Genomic DNA, 20,829 nt, shown 5'->3' with positions numbered 1-20,829 from the left:
CTGCCCGACCCAACCGTCAGAGCTGCATCTGCGATGCTGCGCTGATGGGCGGGAGGACCTCAGTCTGCCATCACCCAGATATCCATCGGCGCCTCAACCCCGCGTACGGCTTGCCGTGGCTTGGCTTCAAAGCCGGCCATGGCGTCCAGAGCGGAGGGATTTTCTTCCGCAACCCGTGCCCGCACGGCATCACTCACAATGATACGGGCATGGAAATCGCGGGTCAGCGCCTCAAGCTTGGCGGCGACATTCACCGCATCTCCGATCACCGCAAATTCCAGACGGTTTGCGCCAATGTCCCCTAAAACCACAGAGCCAAAGTGCACTCCGATCCCAACATGGATTTCCGGTTCTCCGGCCCGACGGCGATCCATGTTCCAGCGGTCGATCACCCCAACCATCGCACGCGCACAGCCCAGCGCGTTGCTCGCATCCAAGGGCGTTGGCACCGGCGTGCCAAAAGTCGCCATCAACCCGTCCCCCAGATACTTGTCCAGCGTTCCGTGATGGCGGAACACCTCAGTCTCCATCCGTGCGTGAAAGCCGCGCAAGACCTCGATCACCTCGTAAGGATCACGCCCCGCCGCGTATTTGGTAAATCCGACGATATCGATGAACAGAACCGCCACATCTTCCTTGCGGATCTGTTTCAAAGGCTCATCGTTCTGGCTCAGCTCATCCACAACATTGGGCGAGAAATAACGCGACAGATTGGCCCGCTCACGCTCTAACCCGGCATTGCTCATCAATAAGCGATTGAGGCGACGCATCGAGATACCGAGCGTGACGGCAACCATGACGAACACGATTACCTGCTGGATGCGCATGGTCGGCATGAAACTGTTCGGGTCCATGAACTCGGCCACATCCGGATAGCCCGACAACGCTTCTGCCACCCTCTCGCTGATTCCCGGAATTGGCGTTGCCACCCACCAGGCGATGATCCAGCCCGCCGTCCACATTCCCGCGGTCCAGGTTCCAATGGCGATCACCGTGCGCCAGGAATAGGCCAACGTGCCTGCGGCCAGGATGATGAAGAAATACTGAAAATTATCGAACCGGTACTGCATCGCCAAAGGCCGCACATCATCGCTGAACGGGTTGGGAATGATCATGCCCAGCGTCATGATCAGCAGGTCCACGAAGATCAAAAGCAACTCGGTCCGGGATTGCCCGACCCGACCTGCGCGCTGGATCAGCCAGCCATTGGCGCAGATCAGCAGCAGGATGAAATGATACCACATCACCTCCCATTGCGGATTGAGGTAGATCAGCAGCAGCCCCGTAAGCCCCATCGCCACCCAGCGGGCACGCACGGCCAGTTCCAGTCCCTCGCGCTTGTGTCGTTCGAGGGTGGCTTCGGTGTATTTGTTGTTCAGATCGAACGTGTCGGGTTGCGTGAAAAACAGGCTGCGAGGTCTGCGCACGGTGGTCTCGGTCATGGCCGTGATCTTTCTTGCGACGTATAGAGGCTGCCCCATGCAACCACTGTTTATGAGAAAACAAAAGACCCCGCCGTAGCTTCGGCGGGGCAAGGCTTAGTGCCTAGTGTCAGGCCACAGGCACCGGCGGTATTTGCAATATCAGTTGTGCATCTCGGCCCGGATCTGCTGACGCAGAACATCAATCGGAACCGTCTTGCCATCACGTTTGAAACACCAATAGGTCCAGCCGTTGCAAGACGGCGCATTTTCCAGATGCGCCCCGACCTGGTGGATCGAACCTTTGACGTTGTCGCCCACCAGCGTACCGTCAGCCCGAACCTTGGCCTTATGTCGCTGGTTCATGGAATAGAGCTCTTCACCCGGGCGCAGCATGCCGCGTTCAACCAACTGGCCAAAGGGCACGCGCGGCTCGGCGCGTTTGCTGGCGCTGACCTCCAACGCCTCGCGGTCAAATTTACGGACCTTGGCGATACGCTTCTCGGCCACCTTGCGATAGCTTTCCTCACGCTCGATTCCGATGAACTCACGCCCCAGCATCTTGGCGACAGCTCCGGTGGTACCAGTGCCGAAGAACGGGTCTAGCACCACATCACCCGGATTGGTCGAACCAATCAGAACGCGATGCAGCAGCGATTCCGGTTTCTGCGTCGGATGTGCCTTGTCTCCGTTTTCGTCCTTCAGGCGCTCATGCCCGGTGCAGATCGGCAGAACCCAGTCACTGCGCATCTGCACGCCTTCATTCAGCGCCTTCAGCGCCTCATAGTTGAAGGTGTATTTCGCGCCTTCCCGCTTGGAGGCCCAGATCATCGTCTCATGCGCGTTGGTGAATCGCTTGCCGCGGAAGTTCGGCATGGGGTTCGACTTACGCCAAACGACGTCATTCAAAATCCAATACCCGGCATCCTGCAAGGCCGATCCGACGCGGAAGATGTTGTGATAAGACCCGATCACCCAGATCGCACCGTTGGGTTTCAGCAGACGATGCGCTGCCTTCAACCATTCGCGCGTGAACTGGTCATAGGCCCCAAAACTGGAGAATTGATCCCAGTGATCATCGACCGCATCCACCTGAGAGTTATCGGGCCGATGCAACTGACCTTTCAGCTGCAGGTTATACGGCGGGTCCGCAAAAATCAGGTCAACCGACGCCTCGGGCAGACTGTTCATCATCTCGATGCAGTCCCCGGATAGGATCGTGTTTAAAGGGAGCGCGGTTGCGCCCTTCGTCTTGATTGTGGTCATATCACTGCCTCAGTTCCACGGCGCTTTTGCGCTCATTTGGTTGAGACAAGGATGAGTCAAAGATGATTCGCCGTCAATTTCTTTTTTGAATCAGCGACTTACGATTTACTCTTGATACAAGATATTGTGGACAGGTTTGAAGGAACGTCTATGGTGTGGGGTCACGCCGAGATTTCGCAGCGCCTCGCGGTGCTGTTTTGTCGGATATCCGGCATTTGCCTCCCAGCCATAGCCCGGGTGCTGTTGCGCCAAATCCACCATCAACCGATCGCGCCAGTTCTTGGCAAGGATCGAGGCCGCCGCAATCGACACCGACCGTGCATCCCCCTTCACCACCCCCTCAGACGGAATTTCCAATCCGCGCGGAATCAGATTTCCATCAATCAGCAGGAAACCCGGCGCCGGATCCAGCTGCGCCACCGCGCGCTCCATCGCCAGATGCGAGGCGCGTAGGATGTTGTGCGCGTCGATCTCAGCGACTGAGGCTTCGGCAATGGCCACGTCCGCCCGTTCGCGCAGCACAACCTCAAGTGCGCCGCGGCGCTTGGCAGTCAGCTTTTTAGAGTCGTTCAGCCCTGCGGGAATATCCTCCGGGTTCAAAACCACCGCAGCGGCAACGACAGGGCCAGCTAACGGCCCGCGTCCAACCTCGTCCACACCGGCAATTCTGAGATAGCCGTGTGCCAGCAAGGCTTGTTCAAGTGCAAAATCAGGTGTCGACATGCCTGTGGCAAATCGCGTTTCAAAGGCAGACGCAAGAAAAAAGAAGAGGGCAGCTTGCGCCACCCTCTCCCAGCGTGACGCTTCTTTGGCGCCACTCCTGCTCGAAACCGGTTACTAGTAAAAGACGCGGTATCCTTTCTGGCGCAGGCAAGCGGGTTCGTATGCCCGTTTTACCTTTTTACCATTCCAGAAACCAACCTTGCACTGGTGGGGCAGGCTATCTGCATATTTGTAGTGTTTCTTGAGGCAGTTCGGCCCAAGCAACGGATGTTTTTTCGAATAGGCATTGAACGTGCGCAGGCAGCGCTGTGGCAGATTATAGCGCGCGACACGATCAGGCAGCGGGCGCACATGGGGCTTTTTCTTCTTGGAAGCCTTCTTGCGCTTATGTTTCTTGCGGCGCTCTTCTTCCTCGCGCTTTTCATCCTGATAGTAATTCACTGCCGCACCCAGAATGGCGAGCGCCGCCAACCCGCCGAGGATATCCCGAGTATCAGCAGCGCGCGCCTGTGAAACAGAGACTCCTGTAATGGCGATGGCTGTGGCAATAATCAGAGCGATAAACTTCCGGTGCATGTTTCATGTCCTTTCGGATATTGGGGCAGGCCCATATCGGACCGCGTATTTGATGCATCGACACTGCGACCGCCCCGTCCAGACAAGCAATAACGGCAAGTTGTTATCCAATATCAGGCCTCCAAACCCCTTGAGTTATTGAATATCCGCACAACTCGTGCGCAGGATGCAGCCCATGAAACAGATCCTCTCTTCTTTGGTTCTGACGGCTCTGATATCGGTTGGGTCGCAGGCCACAGCGGCAGATTGTTATGCCGATTACAAAGCCAAGCAGGATGATCCCTTGCGGCTGCACTATGGCGTTATGCAGGTCTCAAGCTGCAAAAAGGGATCGGCCCAGAAAGAAGTCGCAAAACGGCTGAAGTCGAATGGCTGGACCCTGCTAAACGTCATGTCCGTGTTCGAGGCGGATGGGTTGGATCAAAGGAAGGCCAATGCCGGAAAATTCTATCTCCGTTACTGAAGCGCGTCGTTCGGGGGTTCGGTTGGTTGGGCTGGGGATTGCAGCGATCGTTGCGATCCTCGTAACGGCTGCGGTATTCCTGTTCTGGACGCTGCCCGACGCGAATGCCTTCAACGCAAGGGTTGAGCGTTTGTTTGTCGAGGCCGACCTTACCTCGCAATCAGAAATCCGACTGCTTGAAATTCTGGCACAGTCCGGCACTGCTTTTGCGGACACGCTGTCCAGTTATCGCATGGTGATCTTCGTACTGCTGGTCTTTGCCAGCGCCATGCTGATCGCGGCATTGGTCTTTTTGGTAATGCTGGTCCTGTTCAATCGCCGCATGGCGCAGATCGAGCGTACCGGGATTCAGGTGACCTCACTCCTGATCAGCCGCGAGGAAAATACGGTCTACCTCAACAACATGGATTTCAAACTGACGCCAGCCGCGATGGAAACCCTGTCGGTGCTGGCCGAATCCCGGTTGGATGACGAGGTTCTGTCCGGTGTGCAGATCGAGGCGATGATCTCGGGCAAGGATGCCTCCGATTGCGATGAAGCGGCAGGCGCCACCAGGATCAAACGCCTGCGGGATGCCCTGGGCAATCAAATGGTAAGTGAGCTTCTGGTGAAAAATATCGCCAAGAAAGGCTACATGCTGTCGATTGAAAAAGACGTCATTCAGATGGTCTAGGCCGCGACCCTCCGGAAAAACTCTCGCCCTCCCCTTGGCAATGTGCCTGTTAGGACCCATCCTATAAGGGCTGGTCAAGGGAGGTTACAGATGAACGTCCACGCCACTCCGAATACCAAAGGCTATGGGATTTCCGTCGAACCCCTGCGCGGGCGGATTGCAATCTATCGCGGTGAAACCCTTCTGGCCGAAAGCCGCAACGCCAAGGTCATGTATGAAACGCGGCTGCCGCCGGCAATCTATGTGCCACGCGAAGATCTGTGTGTGGAGCTGGGCCCCGAAACCGAGCTGCAGACCTTCTGCCCCTTCAAGGGCACCGCGACCTATCACGACATCAGCCTGCCCGAAGAACGGCTGACCAACTCAATCTGGGCCTATGAGGACGCCCTGCCCGAAAGCAAGGCTATTCAGGGCCATATCGGTTTCATGCCCAACACCGCAACGCGGATCGACCTTGGCGACAATACGCTGCGGCAACCCGATGACGGCAATATCAGCGGGCCTTTGATCGACTGGCTAATGCGCGGTGCGTCCGAGGTCGACACCCCCGACGGCTTTACCAAAGCGCTGGCCGAGAAGATGCTGGAACACGGCATCGCTATTCAGCGCCTCAGCATTCTGGTCTGGTCGCTGCACCCGCTGATCGCGGGCAAACACTATATCTGGGAAAAAGACGCGGCCGAAATTTCGACGCATACCCCAAGCTATGAGATCCACGACCACCCGGCCTTTACCAACAGCCCCTTGCGCCATGTCTCGAATGGGCTGGGCGGGGTGCGTCAGCGCTTGAATGATGACAATCCGCATAACAGCTTTCCGATCATCGAAGATTTGCGCGCCAAAGGTGCGACCGATTACGTTGCCATGCCGCTGCCCTTTTCGGATGGGCGGACGAATGTCCTGACCTTGACCTGCGATCACCCCAACGGATTCACAACTGAAAACCTTGGGCTGGTTTTCGAATGTTCGTCAGTTATCGCTCGCTTTTACGAGGTCTTCATGCAACGCGAAAACGCACAGGTTCTACTTGAGACTTATGTGGGCAAGCGCACGGGTGCGCGCGTGCTGGGTGGCGAAATCCGCCGCGGTGACGGTGATGACATCGATGCCGCGATCATGTTCTGTGACCTTCGCAACTCCACCACACTGGAGGAAACGCTGGGCCGGAGCGACTATATTACGATCCTGAACTCGTTTTTCGAAACCGTGTCGGGCATCGTGCACGATCATGACGGAGAAGTTCTGAAATTCATCGGCGATGCTGTGTTGGCCGTGTTCCCTGCCGGGGACAAGCCGGCCCAAGCCCGTTCAAATGCACAGCAATCGGCGGTCGAAATCGTCGAGAAACTGGCCGAGCTGCGCAAAGAAGAGAGCGATCATTACTGCGATTGTTCGATCGGCGTTGCCTACGGGCGCGTGACCTATGGCAATGTTGGGTCACGTGAGCGGTTGGATTTCACGGTGATCGGGCAAGCCGCCAATGTGGCCGCGCGCCTTGGCGAATATGGGAAATCCATCGGCCACAGAATCGTTGTGTCACAAGATATAGAACCGAGTTGTCAGCACGCCGTCACTTTGGGGGCCGTGAAATTGCATAATGTATCCAAACCCGTCAAGTCCTTTGCGATGCGTACCCCTGCAGACGACATATTGGATGCATAAAGGTCAACTTCGCCTGATCATCCTCCATCCAGCAATATCAACGCTGTCTGCGCGGGCGAGATCGTGTTCTGTAACTGGGCAATCTGGCTGCGGGCCAGATAGGTATCCGTCAACTTTTCAACTGCCTGCACATCAGTGAATTGAGACAAATCAGAAGAGCCTGTGATGCGCTGCAATCGGTCTTTGAAAACCTCAAGCTGCTTGTCGATATCAAGCTGCGCAAAGGCAGAAGGCAACCCAAGGGCTGTCTCCATCATCTTGCGCAATGGTGGCAAACCCATCAGGTCAAACCACTTTCTATCTTCACTTCCGCTTCGTTCCGCGATGTCAGATAAGGCGTGCTGAGTATACAACGCAATGCGCATGGTCTCGTCCTGCTCACCAACCGAGACCTCGAAACGAGTTATCAGATTATCGTCAGCAACCTTTCGCATTGCATTGACCAGATTGGTCTTTGGCACATCCCCCGGACCGAAACCGAACGCGTTGGCAAGCTCACGGTACCGGTTGTCCGCCAACCGGTTGGAAAGCGCATCATCCGCCTGCGTACCATCAGACAGGACTTTCTGAATGAAGAACCGATTGTTCAGATCCTGCTCCAGCCCAAAGGCTCCAAGCGCCACTTGTAACAACCGTCGATCTGAAACCAGATCTTCGGCTGAACGCGCCTTGCTAATATTGTCGAGGAAGTAATTCGTTTCCCTCTCATTCACGGTGGACGCCGAATAGCTTTGAAACTGCGCGTCATAGGTCCGCTGCAGGAAACGCCAGCCTACCAGCCCACCCGTCGGTATGACCGGCTGGAACGTCATTGCTGATAGGCCATCAAACGTTCTTCGCGTGGCAGCAAAGACCGGAGCGACTTGAGACATCTGTAGTATTGCTCGGCCACCAAGGCCTCGGTTGCGTCCGTCAGCACGCGCCGGCTATCAGCGTCGGTAAAGACCTGACTCAGCTCTTCGACTCTACGCAGCAATTGCTGGCGCGCCTGATCCGGTTCGCTGTCGCCGGACAGAACAAGCTGCGCGGCATAGCAGACCCGACGCACCGGAGTATTGGCTTCTTCCGGGTGAATCGCGTCACGCAAGCGCAAGACGTTGGCTTCTGGCGTCACGATCGAGAACCGGCTGCGACGATCCCCGTTTTCGATCACGACCCCATTGATTAGAACACGTTCCTTTGGGGCGAGTTTCAGAACCAGCCCGCCCATCAGTTGCCCCTCATTTGACGCAGCCCGCGCAGGACGGCCATGTTGATCTCAAGCAAGGGTTCAACCTCGGCCTTGTTGCCCAGAACTTGGCTGCTGTGGTGTTCCGTAAACTCGGCCAGATAGAATATCCTGGCGCGGAGTTCATTCGGCAACGCATTATCGGTATCCGAAACTTCCGTTGCCAGTACGCTCCACAACCGTCGGTTTTCATGTAGGGCATGCACAAAGCCGCCAAAATCTGTTGCCTTGCGGGATGCTGCCGCCTTCAGACGGTGAGTAATTCTTGAAATCGCCTCGTATTCCGTATCCCGAGGGGTGCGCGTTGGTGCAGTCGATTGTCCATAAGCGCGTTGGGCCAGCGTTTGCGGGGTCACTTGAAATCCTTCCAATTGTCCTTCGGGGGCGATCAGATCCGGGGCGCGTCATACGCGCCCCGGGTTAGCTCTGGTTTAACGGAACAGCGACAGAATGGACTGTGGTGCCTGGTTCGCGATCGACAGCGACTGTGTCGCCAGCTGTTGCTGAACCTGCAGCGCTTGCAAACGGGCCGAAGTCTCTTCCATATCAGCGTCGACCAACGAACCGATGCCCGATTTAAACGAGTCGGTCAGCTTGGACACAAAATCCTGCTGAGTTTCGATACGACCTTGCACAGAACCAAATGCTGCGGCCGCGTCAATCGAGGTATCGATCAGCGATTCAATGGTGCCCAGCGCAGCGGCTGCACCCGCATCCGTGGACACGTCGATCGAGCTCAGCGCGCCGAGCCCGCCCGAACCCGCGTTGGTAAATTGTGCCGAGATGGAAATATCCTGATCGGCGTCAGCACCCGCAGCAGCAGCACCGGTTGCAAAGGAAATGGTGTTCGGCGCACCGGAAGAATCATAATCCGCCGCGAGACCTGTGATGCCAAGCGCATCAATCTGGTTCTTGAGGCCAACAGCAACCAGCGCATCGGTATAGTTTTCGTCATATGTACCGGACGGATCCAGATCACTGGTTTGAATGGTGTAAGACACCTCTTGATCACCGACCCGGATCGATACGCTGTCGCCAACTTCAAAGTTGTCAGTGGAACTGTCGATGACGATGTCACCAGTGCCCGTTGCGCGGTTCAGCGTGAAACCGGCGACGTCATTGTCTGTCGTGGCGTTGTCCGAACCGGCAAGGACACCCTTCGCGGTATAGCCACCGATAGACAAGTCCTGGCTGGCAACCGAGATCGAAGACGCATTCACCGCGCCGCTGTTATCACGATCCAGCGACGACAGGACGGAGACGGTACCGGCAGTGCCGTCAACCAAGTTCAGGCCATTGAACTGCGCGGCCCCCACAACAGATGCGATTTGACCACGAAGTGCGGCAACATCATCATTGATCTTGGAACGATCAACGTTGTCTTCCTGCGCCGCGACGATTTTTTCTTTCATTTGCGTCAGCAGGTCGGTCACGGTTTCCGACGCGTTTCGCGCAACCGCGACCGTCGATTCACCCAAAGCAAGGCTGTCTTTAATCGCCTTGAAACCCTTTACATCCGACTCCATGACCTTAGAAATCGCCCAGACGGCCGAATTGTCCTTGGCGGTCGCGACATCCTTACCGGTCGAGATCGCGTTCTGGGTCATTTCCAGGTTCTTGTTGACTGATTTCAGGGTTTGCAGCGCGACCATCGCGCCATTGTTCGTCAGAATGCTGGACATGTTTGTCATCCTCTTTACGTTCGGGCGCGTTTCGCGCCGCTGCTTTCCCACCTCAAGCGGTAGGCATTCTGTCGTTCTGACCTGTGCGTCGTGCCCTGTGGCTTGCGCGCCACCTGCTGATCAGGTGCACCGCAACCTTTGACCGCTATCCACTAACGGAGTGCTAAGATGTGCATTTGCAAAACCAAGGATTTGAATCAAACAGCTTCTAAGCCCGTTTCTCAAGCTTCGCGCATGCGCGAACGGCATAGCCATTGCGCTGACCCGAGGCATCATAAGTGCTGAACTCCTGTCGTACCCGACGCAGTTCCGACATCCGGTCGGCCACCGCACGAATCCCTTCGGCCGCGCTGTTCAGCAGAGCTTGATTCCGCTCAACCTTATTCTGGATACGGACCAGATCTTCGGTTTCAAAAACCCGCAGATCGTTGATCGCGCCAATCAGGTCTTCTTTTTGAGTTGTCAACTGGTCCAGAGCCTCCAAATTGCCCTGAACAAGCGCTGCACGCTCGGTATCCAACAACTCTTCAAGTGCTCTGATCGGATTATTATCCATCTGATTTCTCCCTCATTGCATTGAACAGGATTTCAGACAGGCCGATGCCTCCGGCTCGTGCCATCTGTTGCGCTTGTTGTTGCACGAGGAACGAGGCGAACTGGTCCTCGCCAGCACCGCCACCAAAGCTTCTCCGCGCCTCGCCCAGGCCCGCCGATTTCAGCATCTCAGCCAGGAAAGCGGCCTCAAGCTCGACAGACGCCGCCTTGAGCTTTTGCGGCAGAGCTAAATTTCCCGCGCCGGGCGCAGCTATTGGATTCGCCATCGGTTTCTCCGAAAATTGCTTCGAACTTTCGCAATCAGAAGCGAAAGCAGTTAAAATAAACGTAACTTCCTGAAGGCAAGCTGCAGCGCAGACAAACGGAGTCGCAGCAATATGCCCAACCCGCTGACACTGATGACAGTGACACCCCGTGGTGGAACCGGACCGGACACCTCGCAAAGTAGCGATCGAGATCCCAAAAGCGGCCTCGACTTTGAAGCCGCGATGAATGAAGAGGCCGAGCACCCGGTTGCAGATCAAGAGGCGATGGTCGCCGCAACAGATGATCAGACTACGCCAGCTGAACTTCCGGAAACCGAATATTCGGCACCCGTATTAGAGCCTCAGGTCGGAAATGCGCCCTCAGAGGATCACTCGATAGAAGAATTGGCCCAATCGTATACATTGCCCGTTGAAAGTGACGTGACATCGATAGAACCAAAGGTCGAAACTGATGCGATCAGCGACCAGACACAGGTTGAGTTAACCTCAGTTGCTCCAAAATCAGCAAATGAAGTCACAGCATTACAATCCAAATCTGCAACAGAGACATCGCCTGTCGTCAGCGTACAGGCCGTTGACCCGCAGTTGGCGCCTACCAGCGAAATTGAGGTGAAAGTCGAACAAAGGACCGCGCCGCAACCCAAAAACACCGTATCGGTCATGGAGGCGCTTGCCAGAAATCTTAAGCATGATCCTCTGCACGGGGCGCATAACCTCGCGGCTCCGGATCTGGTCGACAGGCAGCTGGCGCAGGCTTCTAAATCCGCTACGATTGCTGCGCCCCAGATCGCCATCCCCACGTTGATCGGTGTCACGGATAAGACTGGTCCTGAGATTGAAACCGAACCGCAGGATTTGTCCGCCTTGAGAGAAACCGCAGCAGGACAAATCCAGCGTGACGGCGTTTCTTACTTGTCATCTTTGCCTGCACGGCCTGAAACGGCACGGCTGATTGCCGGTCAGATGGCTGCTGTCATTTCCGCGAAACCCGGCTCAGGCGCAGTGGAAATCGCTCTCAACCCCGAAGAACTTGGACGTGTATCAATCACGCTCAACGGACGTGATGACGGAATGCATCTGGTAATTCTGGCCGAAAGGCCCGAGACGCTCGATCTCATGCGCCGCCACGTCGCGATTTTATCTGCTGAATTCGAAAGGTTGGGATATGGTGGCCTGTCGCTGGATCTCGGAACCTCCGGCGACGCACCGCCTGAGCGTGCACGACCAGAATTTGAGCAGACTTCAAACACCAGTGAAGCGACCGGCGGTGTAGAAACCACGGTACGCCCCATACGGATCGACCCCGATCGGGGCCTTGATATGAGACTCTGACCATGATCAATCCCACAAACTCAGCGACCACACCAACTTCAGTTACGACCAATAGCGCGCAAAGCTCGGCGTTGACCTCAGACTTTGAGACATTTCTTCGCTTGCTGACAGTGCAGGCGCGCAATCAGGACCCGCTGGAACCTCTGGATTCCTCGGAATACGCATCGCAACTGGCACAGTTTTCCATGGTTGAACAGCAGGTCAAAGCCAATGAACTTTTGTCGGCATTGACCCAAGCGCTGGGGGTCGTCAATCTCGAACAGCTTGGCAGTTGGGTCGGGATGGATGTTCAGGTCCCCGCCCCATTTCGGTTTGAGAACCAGCCGATCACCATATTCGCGCAGGCCGAAGCCACGGCCGACGCTGCCGAGCTGGTCATACGGAACGATCAGGGCGAGATTGTCGACCGCATCACGGTGCCAATCGACGCGACAGAATTCGACTGGTCTGGTGTCGATGACACCGGCAGCCCCCTGCCCGCTGGTGCGTACTCGGCCACGCTCGAAAGCTTCAAGGATGGCAAGAGATTGAGCAGCGTGTCCGCCTCGGTATTCAGCCGCGTGGTTGAGGCGCAGATTGGCGATGGGGCCATCATGCTGACTCTGAATAGTGGGGCCAAAGTAGCGGTTGAAACGGTCCGACAAATCCGCACAGGCGCTTGATCTGATCATCAGAGCGCGCCAAAGCTTGGCGAAGTACGACTCGCCCGAAGAACTGGTAAAGCTCCTGTCCAATCACATTCAACCACCGCCCGATCTTGTGGAACAGCTACACGCCCGGAAACTGGTCGAACCGGATGTCCGGTACGAGGTCCTTTATGGTGGCCGAACCAATCAGGTTTGGAAAGTGCGAACCGATGACGGTGGCTCGGTCTTGAAGCTCTACCGGGCAAACGAAAAGAACCCGCTGTTTCGCAATGACGCGAAGCTCGAAGCGGCCTGTCTGCAAGCGCTAAGTGACACCGGCTTCGTGCCAAAACTGCGCGCAACCGGCTCGTTTGGGCGATCAAACTGGGTCTACTATGACCATGCCCCGGGCGCGCCGTGGTCTGACGGGGTCGAAAACGTCGCGCAGTTATTGCGGCAGGTGCATTTACGGCCCGTCGAGCTGGATGTTCCCTTGGGCTGCAATGGCAGTGATGATCTGGACAAGCACACGCAAGCGATATTGGCTCTTTGCAAGACTGAGAATGCAAACCGTTTGCTTCATCGGCGACCTCAGCGCCAAGTCCCACCGCTATCAAGCAGATGCCTGATTCACGGCGATCCGGTCGCTGGTAACATCTTGCAGACCAAAAACGGGTTGACCCTGATCGACTGGCAGTGTCCCGCGTTGGGTGACCCTAGCGAGGATCTGGCAATGTTTCTGTCCCCCGCGATGCAGCAGATTTATCGTGGACAAACTTTGACAGAAGCTGAAACAAACCGCTTTCTTATTGCATACGGAGATCCGGATATCACTCAACGCTACGAGGCACTGCGACCATGGTATGCTTGGCGCATGGCAACCTACTGCCTTTGGCGGGTTGAGAATGGAGCCCCGGACTACCAAGCAGGATATGATTTGGAAGTCGCGCTTCTGTAGCGTCGCAAAACTAGCCCCGTCTGACTATCGTATCCTGAGCGATCGGGCGGCCCCGGACAGGCCACCCGATCCTTCAACGCATCCGTTCCAACAAACTGAGCGACGGATAGCCATCCGGCACCAATCCCTGCGCCAGTTGGAAGGCGCGGACGGCATTGATCGTGTTCGGCCCCGTGCGACCGTCAACGCCCTTCGTGTCAAACCCGGCCTGAGTCAGGCGCTGTTGCAGCTCTTTGCGCTCGGTAAAGCTCAGCACCCTGTCACCGCGTGGCCAACCGGCTTGAAACGGCGTGCTGCCCGCCAGCCTGTCGGACAGATGGCCTATGCCGATCACATAGGCGTCGGCCCCATTGTAGGCCTCGATCACTTTGAAATTGTCGAAGATCATCAAGGCGACCCCACGCCCCCCAGCAGGCAGTAGGATTGATGCTGGGCCATGATCCGGCACAGCGCTGCCGTTCCGGGACAAGACACCCAATTCGGCCCATTCTGATGGCATCAATTTATGATCGCGTCGGGCAAGCTGGTAGTCGAAACCCTCCGGCAGCCGAACCTCGACGCCCCAGGGCTGCCCCTTGATCCAACCATGCCGCGCAAGATAGGCAGCGGTCGAGGCCAGCGCATCGGTCGGATCATCCGACCAGATGTCGCGTCGACCATCTGCGTCGAAATCAACCGCATAGTCCAAAAATGATGTCGGCATGAACTGCGTATGCCCCATCGCCCCGGCCCAGCTGCCAACCATAATTCTCGGATGAACATCTCCAGCTTGTACGATCTGCAGGGCCGCGATCAGCTGTGTTTCAAAGAACTTCGCGCGCCGCGCATCGAAAGCCAGTGTCGCCAGTGACTGGATGGTCTGATTGCTGCCGCGATAGGACCCGAACGAGGTTTCCAGACCCCAGATTGCGGTCACGACCTCTTTTTCAACGCCATATCGTGCCTCAATCCGGGTCAGAGCGTCCCGGTGCCGTTCCAGCCCTGCGCGACCATTCGCAACTCGCGTGTCCGAGACGGCAGTATCCAGATATTCCCAGATCGGCTTGGAAAACTCGGCCTGATTGCGATCGCGCCGTATGACATCCTTGTCATAGCTGAGCCCTGCCAACGCCCGATCCAGCGTTGCGGCTGAAATACCTTGCGCCATCGCTCGTTCGCGAAACGCACCCAACCATGCCTGAAACCGCGCGTTGCCCTCAGCCGACACGGGATATGCCTTCGCCTCTGGCCGCACCACGGGACGGATGGAAATCGTCACATCCGCCGAGGCCAGCTGTACGTTTTCGACCTGAGGTCGGGCCAAGGGCCGTATTGATTTGTCTGATATATCCGCCTGCACGATGGATGCCCATAATGCGGCGGTCATGACGCCACCTATGCATTTATGCATTCCGTTTTTCCTGATTACTGCTCGCGGCAGATGATAGCGCAAAAGAGACGTTTCACAAAGTGCTCAGGACCCTGTCTCGCGCTCTTGTGCGTCGTGTTGGGCGCGGATGCGCGCAATGGCTTCCCGCAAAAGAGGCACGCGATTGGGTCGGAAGCTTTCTTCGGTCACGGTCATCTCTTGCATCCGGTCCAGCCGAAAGACCCGAAAATCCTGCCGCAAATGGCACCAGCTGAGCAGAACACTGGCGCGATCCATGTAAACGATGCTCAGCGGATTGACCCGGCGGCGTGTGCCATCACCCTTGGCATCGGTATAGGCAAACTCGACCGCGCGCTCATCCCATGCAGCCAGACGCAGGGCGGCAACTTCGATCGTGGGCGCTGTAGGCCGGTCAAACCGCGTGGCGGTCAGAACGGCATGGCTTAGCCGATGCGATTGCCGCGGTGGCAGACGCCCCTGTAACTTGCGCAGCGCCTCGCTGGCCGCATCCGACAGCGCCGGGTCACCGATCAACTGTACCTCGCGCAGTCCCAGAACAAGCGCTTCAAGCTCATCATTGGTGAACCCCAGCGGTGGTAGAGTGGCATCTTCGATCAGGGTGAATCCGAACCCGGCCTCTCCGTCAATCACCGCGCCCAAGGCGCGCAAAGCGTCGATATCGCGATGGATAGTGCGCGCGGAGACGCCCAGATCCTGCGCCAACTGGACGGATGTTCTGGGCGATGGGCCAGAACGTAAGGCTTGCATCAATTGGAACAGGCGAGCGGTACGAGACATGATGAAAGTTAATCTAACCCTAATGACAATATCTGTCATTAGGGCAGCGTATCCATCACTCAACCCGCAAGATGGAGATCACGATGCTGACCCTACTCACCTTCCCCTCTGCCTTTGGCCAGTTTAGCGCCAGTCCGTTCTGCGTGAAAACCGCGCTGATGTTGCAACGCTCGGGCCTGCGCTGGAGGCGGTCCGACATGCTAGACCCCCGCAAGATGCCGCATCAGAAACTGCCGGTACTGTGCACGCCCGAGCGTCTGGTGCCCGACAGCGATCTGATCCGTGACTGGCTTGAGGCACAGGGGGCCGATTTCGACACCGGCCTTAGTGACATGCAGAAGGCTCAGTCCCGCGCATTGATCCGGCTGGCGGAAGAGCATCTGTATTTTCACATCGTACAGGATCGCTGGGCCAACGATCAGGTCTGGCCGATCCTGCGCGATACGTTTTTTGCCACGATCCCGGCATTGATCCGCAAGCCTGTGTCCAATTCGATCCGCAGGTCGGTCCTCAAGGGGTTGTCCTTTCAAGGCGTGTCCCGCTTTTCGCCGGCTGAACAGCAAGACAGGCTGGAGCGCGATCTCGAAGCGATCTCGACCTATCTGTGGCAGTCACCTTATCTGGTGAGCGACACGCCGACCTCGGCGGACATGAGCCTCGGCCCCATGCTCGCGGCAATGCGGGCCACGCCTGCCGATACACCGCTGACCCGCAGGATCAAACAGGATAAGCTGCTGAACAGTTATGTGGACCGGATGGAACAGGCGATCCCCTTATGACGCCGTTTGAAGACCCCAAAGTGGCCGCCGCTTTTGATGCGCTACCAGAGGACACCCGCGCGGGCGCGTTGGCTCTGCGCATGCTTATCTTCGAAACTGCCGCGTCCCTATCGGGCGCCCAGCCGCTGCAAGAGGCACTGCGCTGGGACCAGCCCGCCTATCTGGCACCAAAAGGATCAACGATCCGGCTGGGCGGGCACAAATCGGCGTCGTTTGCCCTATTCGTACATTGCCAGAGCAGGTTGATGGGCGATTTTACGTCAGCCTTTCCGGGCGAGGATCGGATCGACGGCAACCGGGCCATCTTGTTCGACGACCCGGACCAAATCGACCCGACACGCCATGGCTGGCTGATTGCACGGGCGCTGACTTATCACCTCTGACGGCGTTTGCGCTCGACCTTGCGCTTGATCTTGTCCTTCTTGCGCTTGGTGCTGACGGCCTTGCGCCGCGCGCCACGCTTGGCCGGGCCACGCCCGCGCGGAAGGTCCTGATCATCGATCGACAGCAACTCCAACTCCAGCCCGCCCGTCACCGGGGTCGCCTCGGTCAGCCGCACGGTGACACGCTGGCCGATGGCGATGATCAGGCCGGTATCCGAACCCATCAGGGTTCCGGCCTCTCGGTCAAAGTGGAAAAACTCACGCCCCAGCGAGCGCACGGGCACCAGCCCATCCGCGCCGGTTTCGTCCATCTTCACGAAGGCTCCGAACCGGGCAATGCCGCTAATGCGACCGGTGAACTCGTTGCCCACCCGCTCGCTGAGATAGGCCGCCAGATAGCGATCGGTCGTATCCCGCTCGGCCATCATCGAGCGACGCTCGGTATCCGAGATATGCGTTGCGGTTTCCTCCAGCCGCGCAATTTCATCCTCGGTCAGCCCATCCTTGCCCCAGCCATGCGCCGAGATCAGCGCGCGGTGCACGATCAGGTCGGCATAGCGGCGAATGGGCGAGGTGAAATGCGCATAGTTCCGCAGCGCCAGCCCGAAATGGCCGAAATTCTCAGGGTTGTAATAGGCCTGCGCCATCGACCGCAGGGTGGTCAGGTTGATCAGTTCCGCATCCTCGGTCCCGGCGGCGGCGTTCAGCAGCGCGTTCAGGTGCCGGGTCTGCAACACCTGCCCCTTGGCCAGATTCAGCCCCGCCGCCTGCGCCGTTTCCCGAAGGCTTTCCAGCTTCTCAGGCGCGGGTTCCTCGTGCACCCGGAACAGCAGCGGTCGGCGTTTGGCGATCAGGGTTTCGGCGGCGGCGACATTGGCGAGGATCATGAACTCCTCGATCAGCTTATGCGCATCCAGCCGGTCGCGGAAGGCGACGCTGGTTACTTCGCCCGTGTCGGACAGCACGATCTTGCGTTCGGGCAGGTCCAGTTCCAATGGCTGCCGTGCGGCACGTGCCTTCTTTAGCGCCGTATAAGCGGAATAGAGCGGCTTCAGAACCGTCTCTAACAGAGGTCCGGTGCGGTCATTCGGAGTGCCGTCAATGGCCTCCTGCACTTCGGTATAGTTCAGCGAGGCAGCAGAACGCATCAGACCCCGCACGAACCGGTGCCCGATCTTGTTGCCGTCCGCGTCGATCTGCATACGCACGGCGATACAGGCGCGCGGTACACCTTCGTGTAGCGAGCACAGATCACCCGACAGACGATCCGGCAGCATCGGCACCACGCGGTCGGGGAAATAGCTGGAATTGCCCCGTTTGCGCGCCTCGCGATCCAGCGCCGTGCCGGGTTGAACGTAGGCAGCGACATCGGCGATGGCGACCCAGATCACATGGCCGCCGGGGTTCTTGGGATCATCGTCCGCATGGGCATAGCAAGCGTCGTCATGATCGCGCGCATCCGAAGGGTCGATGGTCAGCAGCGGCATATCCCGCAGGTCCTCGCGCGCCTTAAGGCCGACGGGTTTGGCCTTGTCGGCCTCCTCAATCACCTTGTCAGGGAAATCGTCCGGAATGCCGTGCTGGTGAATGGCGATCAGCGAGACAGCCTTGGGAGCAGTGGGGTCCCCCAGCCGTTCCACGATCCGTGCGCGGGGCAGCCCCATGCGGTTCTTCGGCCCGGCCTGTTCGGCCTCGACCAACTCTCCGTCCTTGGCCCCCAGAACGGCACCGTCTGCAACCAGCCATTCGGTCTGACCAGCCTTGTCGATGGGCACGATCCGACCGCCTTCGGCCCCCTTGCGAAAGATACCGACGATCTTGCGCGGGTTGGTTCCGATGCGACGTATCAGGCGCGCCTCATAATTGTGGTCTTCCTCATGCACCACCGACAGGCGGGCCAGAATCCGGTCGCCCTCACCCAGCGCCGGATCACTGGCGCGGGCGATGATCAGCACGATGGGTTCGACCCCCTCGCCATGCCATTCCAGCGGACGAGCAAACAAATCACCATCGGCGTTCGGAGCCTTGACCTGCAGGACACTCACCGGCGGCAGACGATCCGGGTCACGGTAGCTGCGCTTGCGCTTTTCCAGGTGCCCCTCGGCCTCAAGTTCCTTGAGGATACGCTTCAGATCAATCCGATCTGCGCCCTTGATGCCAAAAGCCTTGGCGATATCGCGCTTCGAGGTCAGGGTAGGGTTCGCCGAGATCCAGTCCAGGACCTCCTGCTTGGAGGGAATGCGAGTCATACTTTCGGCCTATCATGCGTTTGCGACCGCGTCATGACCAAAAAACCTAGGGTTTCAGATCAGTCACAGTATCCACATCACGGAGCTGGTCGAGCAATGCAACACGAGAGCCGGGGATTGAAGCCAGAGTGTCGGCCAAGGCGTGCTCGGTCGACCAGCGTACATTGCGAAACAGACTGCGGGGCAAGGCCGCATAGCGCTGAGCACCGACCAACCAGTATCCCCCGTCTGGCGCGGGGCCAAACACCATCTGCGTGCGCCCCAATGCATCAAACGCCTGCGCGATATGCCTGCGCGTGACCCCCGGAATATCCGCACCGATCAGGCAGACCGGGCCTTTGGGCATCCCGCGCAGCATCCGGCCCATTCGGTCGCCCAGATCACCCCACCCTTGCGCTGCGCGGGGCAGGTCAGCGGGCCAGATTCGACTGATCAGCCCCTCCTGATCCGGAGCGACGGCCAGCACGATCTGCCAGCGCGAATCGCGCAAACGTCGGATCAAAGACCGGGTCTGATGACGAAACCACCACGCCGCACCGACCATGCCGATGTCGCGACCCAGCCGCGTTTTGACGCGCCCCGGGCGGGGTTCCTTTACCATGATCACCAAAGTGCGCTGCATGGATCAGGCGAAATAGTCCGCCAGGATTCGGGTATAGATCGCCTTAAGCTGTTCGATTTGGGCGACCTCGACGCATTCATCCACCTGATGCATCGTCCGGCCAACGAGGCCAAATTCGACCACCGGGCAGTGGTTCTTGATAAACCGCGCATCCGAAGTACCACCGGTTGTCGACAGTTCGGGTGTGAGGCCCGTCTCTGCCGCTACCGCCCGAGACACCAGATCCGACAATGCGCCGGGTGGGGTCAGGAAGCTTTCGCCCGAGATCTTGATTTTCGTATCAATCTGTACGCCATACTCCCGGGCCACTTGATCCGCCGCTTCGAGTAGCCAATCGCTGAGGCTGGACCCCGAATGCAGATCATTGAACCGAATGTTGACGGCCGCACGACACTGGGCCGGGATCACATTGGTCGCTGGATTCCCGGTATCGATGGTGACAATGGCCAGCGTCGAGGCGTCGAAATGGTCGCTGCCTTGATCCAGTTCATGACTGGCCAGCCGATCCATCAGACGCGCCATCGCGGGCAAGGGGTTTTTGGCCCGGTGTGGATAAGCTGAATGGCCCTGAACGCCGGTCGCTGTGAACCAAGCCGTCATCGATCCGCGCCGACCGATCTTGATCATCTCGCCCATCCGGTTCGGGCAAGTGGGCTCGCCCACTAGGCACACCGACATTTGCTCACCAGTTGCATCCATATGATCGAGCAGCGCGGTGGTGCCATCCAGCGCGTCCCCCTCTTCATCGCCGGTGATGGCCAGAATGATTGCCCCGTCCGGAGGCGTATCACGGACGAAATCCACTGCCGCTGCAGCAAAGGCCGCCACACCCGATTTCATATCGGTTGCCCCGCGGCCAAATATCACCCCATCATGTACTTCAGCCCCGAACGGAGGTTTGGTCCATGCCGCTTCATCGCCCACCGGAACAACATCCGTGTGACCGTTGAAGCCAAAGCTACTCGCATGCGCTTTGCTTCCCCACCGCGCAAACAGGTTACTGACGCCACCCCGGTCCACGCGGATGCAGTCAAAGCCAGCTTTCGACAGGACCTGTTCCAACAAAACCAACGCTCCGCCTTCCTCGGGTGTGACCGATGGGCAACGGATTAAATCTGCGGTCAGCTGAACGGGGTCGGTCATAATGGGCCTTTCATCGCTGCGGGTGCCTGTGTTCCTGCACAGATTCAACGAATTG

The 20,829-nt window shown here is 57.9% G+C and carries 23 protein-coding genes; 8 read left to right on the top strand and 15 right to left on the bottom strand.

Annotation, left to right across the window (positions count from 1 at the left end; genetic code table 11):
* Positions 1–59: 59 nt before the first annotated feature.
* The 4 genes from ACR3EM_RS16370 to ACR3EM_RS16355 form a co-directional block, all read right to left on the bottom strand.
* The gene (locus ACR3EM_RS16370; RefSeq protein ID WP_480471703.1) at positions 60–1,442 is read right to left on the bottom strand and encodes an adenylate/guanylate cyclase domain-containing protein; all 1,383 of its coding nucleotides are present in this window, start codon (positions 1,440–1,442) and stop codon (positions 60–62) included.
* A 141-nt stretch (positions 1,443–1,583) separates the two neighbouring features.
* Complete coding sequence (locus ACR3EM_RS16365; protein WP_480471702.1) at positions 1,584–2,687, bottom strand: DNA methyltransferase; 1,104 nt, start codon at positions 2,685–2,687, stop codon at positions 1,584–1,586.
* A 105-nt stretch (positions 2,688–2,792) separates the two neighbouring features.
* Entirely contained in the window at positions 2,793–3,410 is a 618-nt protein-coding gene (locus tag ACR3EM_RS16360) for a ribonuclease HII (RefSeq protein WP_480471701.1), read from the bottom strand.
* 114 nt (positions 3,411–3,524) lie between these two features.
* Positions 3,525–3,986, bottom strand: coding sequence for a hypothetical protein (locus tag ACR3EM_RS16355; protein WP_480471700.1), 462 nt, complete (start codon positions 3,984–3,986; stop codon positions 3,525–3,527).
* Positions 3,987–4,161: 175 nt separating this feature from the next.
* On the opposite strand from ACR3EM_RS16355, the gene ACR3EM_RS16350 reads away from it, so the two are divergent.
* The 3 genes from ACR3EM_RS16350 (at position 4,162) to ACR3EM_RS16340 (ending at position 6,784) form a co-directional block, all read left to right on the top strand.
* Positions 4,162–4,449: a hypothetical protein gene (locus ACR3EM_RS16350; protein WP_480471699.1), complete on the top strand. Its 288-nt coding sequence runs from the start codon at positions 4,162–4,164 to the stop codon at positions 4,447–4,449.
* Positions 4,421–5,122 carry a winged helix-turn-helix domain-containing protein gene (locus tag ACR3EM_RS16345; RefSeq protein ID WP_480471698.1) on the top strand — a complete coding sequence of 234 codons (702 nt, stop codon included), beginning with the start codon at positions 4,421–4,423 and terminating at the stop codon, positions 5,120–5,122. Before ACR3EM_RS16350 ends, ACR3EM_RS16345 begins: the two co-directional genes overlap by 29 nt.
* A gap of 90 nt (positions 5,123–5,212) precedes the next feature.
* The gene (locus tag ACR3EM_RS16340) at positions 5,213–6,784 is read left to right on the top strand and encodes a DUF427 domain-containing protein (protein WP_480471697.1); all 1,572 of its coding nucleotides are present in this window, start codon (positions 5,213–5,215) and stop codon (positions 6,782–6,784) included.
* A gap of 17 nt (positions 6,785–6,801) precedes the next feature.
* Here the strand turns inward: ACR3EM_RS16340 and ACR3EM_RS16335 are convergent, their stop codons facing one another.
* The 6 genes from ACR3EM_RS16335 to ACR3EM_RS16310 form a co-directional block, all read right to left on the bottom strand.
* A complete protein-coding gene (locus tag ACR3EM_RS16335; protein WP_480471696.1) occupies positions 6,802–7,596 on the bottom strand; it encodes a DUF1217 domain-containing protein in 795 nt (264 codons plus the stop codon).
* Positions 7,593–7,994 carry a flagellar biosynthesis repressor FlbT gene (gene flbT, locus ACR3EM_RS16330; RefSeq protein ID WP_480471695.1) on the bottom strand — a complete coding sequence of 134 codons (402 nt, stop codon included), beginning with the start codon at positions 7,992–7,994 and terminating at the stop codon, positions 7,593–7,595. The genes ACR3EM_RS16335 and flbT overlap by 4 nt, the downstream gene beginning before the upstream one ends.
* On the bottom strand, positions 7,994–8,368 hold the full coding sequence (gene flaF / locus ACR3EM_RS16325) for a flagellar biosynthesis regulator FlaF (protein ID WP_480471694.1): 375 nt from the start codon (positions 8,366–8,368) through the stop codon (positions 7,994–7,996). Before flaF ends, flbT begins: the two co-directional genes overlap by 1 nt.
* A 75-nt stretch (positions 8,369–8,443) precedes the next feature.
* Positions 8,444–9,694 carry a flagellin N-terminal helical domain-containing protein gene (locus ACR3EM_RS16320; RefSeq protein WP_480471693.1) on the bottom strand — a complete coding sequence of 417 codons (1,251 nt, stop codon included), beginning with the start codon at positions 9,692–9,694 and terminating at the stop codon, positions 8,444–8,446.
* A 208-nt stretch (positions 9,695–9,902) separates the two neighbouring features.
* Positions 9,903–10,250, bottom strand: a complete 348-nt coding sequence (locus ACR3EM_RS16315) for a flagellar biosynthesis protein FlgN (RefSeq protein ID WP_480471692.1) — start codon at positions 10,248–10,250, stop codon at positions 9,903–9,905.
* Entirely contained in the window at positions 10,243–10,515 is a 273-nt protein-coding gene (locus ACR3EM_RS16310; protein ID WP_480471691.1) for a rod-binding protein, read from the bottom strand. Before ACR3EM_RS16310 ends, ACR3EM_RS16315 begins: the two co-directional genes overlap by 8 nt.
* A gap of 111 nt (positions 10,516–10,626) precedes the next feature.
* Here ACR3EM_RS16310 and fliK point away from each other — a divergent pair, with 111 nt between their 5' ends.
* Genes fliK through ACR3EM_RS16295 form a run of 3 tightly spaced genes read left to right on the top strand, consistent with a single transcriptional unit; the run spans position 10,627 to position 13,431 of the window.
* Positions 10,627–11,847: a flagellar hook-length control protein FliK gene (fliK, locus tag ACR3EM_RS16305; protein ID WP_480471690.1), complete on the top strand. Its 1,221-nt coding sequence runs from the start codon at positions 10,627–10,629 to the stop codon at positions 11,845–11,847.
* Between the two features lie 2 nt (positions 11,848–11,849).
* Positions 11,850–12,509 (top strand): flagellar hook capping FlgD N-terminal domain-containing protein, encoded by a 660-nt coding sequence (locus ACR3EM_RS16300; protein ID WP_480471689.1) that lies wholly within the window; start codon positions 11,850–11,852, stop codon positions 12,507–12,509.
* On the top strand, positions 12,475–13,431 hold the full coding sequence (locus ACR3EM_RS16295) for a phosphotransferase (RefSeq protein WP_480471688.1): 957 nt from the start codon (positions 12,475–12,477) through the stop codon (positions 13,429–13,431). The genes ACR3EM_RS16300 and ACR3EM_RS16295 overlap by 35 nt, the downstream gene beginning before the upstream one ends.
* Positions 13,432–13,504: 73 nt before the next feature.
* Here ACR3EM_RS16295 and ACR3EM_RS16290 read toward each other — a convergent pair whose 3' ends face one another.
* Together ACR3EM_RS16290 and ACR3EM_RS16285 are read right to left on the bottom strand one after the other, a co-directional pair.
* Positions 13,505–14,821, bottom strand: coding sequence for a lytic murein transglycosylase (locus ACR3EM_RS16290; protein WP_480471687.1), 1,317 nt, complete (start codon positions 14,819–14,821; stop codon positions 13,505–13,507).
* A 63-nt stretch (positions 14,822–14,884) separates the two neighbouring features.
* Positions 14,885–15,598, bottom strand: coding sequence for a helix-turn-helix transcriptional regulator (locus tag ACR3EM_RS16285; RefSeq protein WP_480471686.1), 714 nt, complete (start codon positions 15,596–15,598; stop codon positions 14,885–14,887).
* 83 nt (positions 15,599–15,681) lie between these two features.
* Here ACR3EM_RS16285 and ACR3EM_RS16280 point away from each other — a divergent pair, with 83 nt between their 5' ends.
* Both ACR3EM_RS16280 and ACR3EM_RS16275 read left to right on the top strand, forming a co-directional pair.
* Positions 15,682–16,377, top strand: a complete 696-nt coding sequence (locus ACR3EM_RS16280; protein WP_480471685.1) for a glutathione S-transferase family protein — start codon at positions 15,682–15,684, stop codon at positions 16,375–16,377.
* Entirely contained in the window at positions 16,374–16,760 is a 387-nt protein-coding gene (locus ACR3EM_RS16275) for a DUF1801 domain-containing protein (RefSeq protein ID WP_480471684.1), read from the top strand. The genes ACR3EM_RS16280 and ACR3EM_RS16275 overlap by 4 nt, the downstream gene beginning before the upstream one ends.
* On the opposite strand, the gene rnr is transcribed toward ACR3EM_RS16275, so the two are convergent.
* The 3 genes from rnr to dapE are packed head-to-tail and all read right to left on the bottom strand — an operon-like array spanning position 16,751 to position 20,774.
* Positions 16,751–19,009, bottom strand: a complete 2,259-nt coding sequence (gene rnr / locus ACR3EM_RS16270) for a ribonuclease R (RefSeq protein ID WP_480471683.1) — start codon at positions 19,007–19,009, stop codon at positions 16,751–16,753. The genes ACR3EM_RS16275 and rnr overlap by 10 nt on opposite strands.
* A 46-nt stretch (positions 19,010–19,055) precedes the next feature.
* On the bottom strand, positions 19,056–19,631 hold the full coding sequence (locus tag ACR3EM_RS16265) for a TIGR04282 family arsenosugar biosynthesis glycosyltransferase (RefSeq protein ID WP_480471682.1): 576 nt from the start codon (positions 19,629–19,631) through the stop codon (positions 19,056–19,058).
* A gap of 3 nt (positions 19,632–19,634) precedes the next feature.
* Positions 19,635–20,774, bottom strand: coding sequence for a succinyl-diaminopimelate desuccinylase (gene dapE, locus ACR3EM_RS16260; protein ID WP_480471681.1), 1,140 nt, complete (start codon positions 20,772–20,774; stop codon positions 19,635–19,637).
* Between the last annotated feature and the right edge of the window lie 55 nt (positions 20,775–20,829).

The organism is Ruegeria sp. AH3, assembly GCF_056536265.1.
Note: the sequence above shows the minus strand (reverse complement) of the source record. Positions and strands in the feature narration are given on the sequence as shown.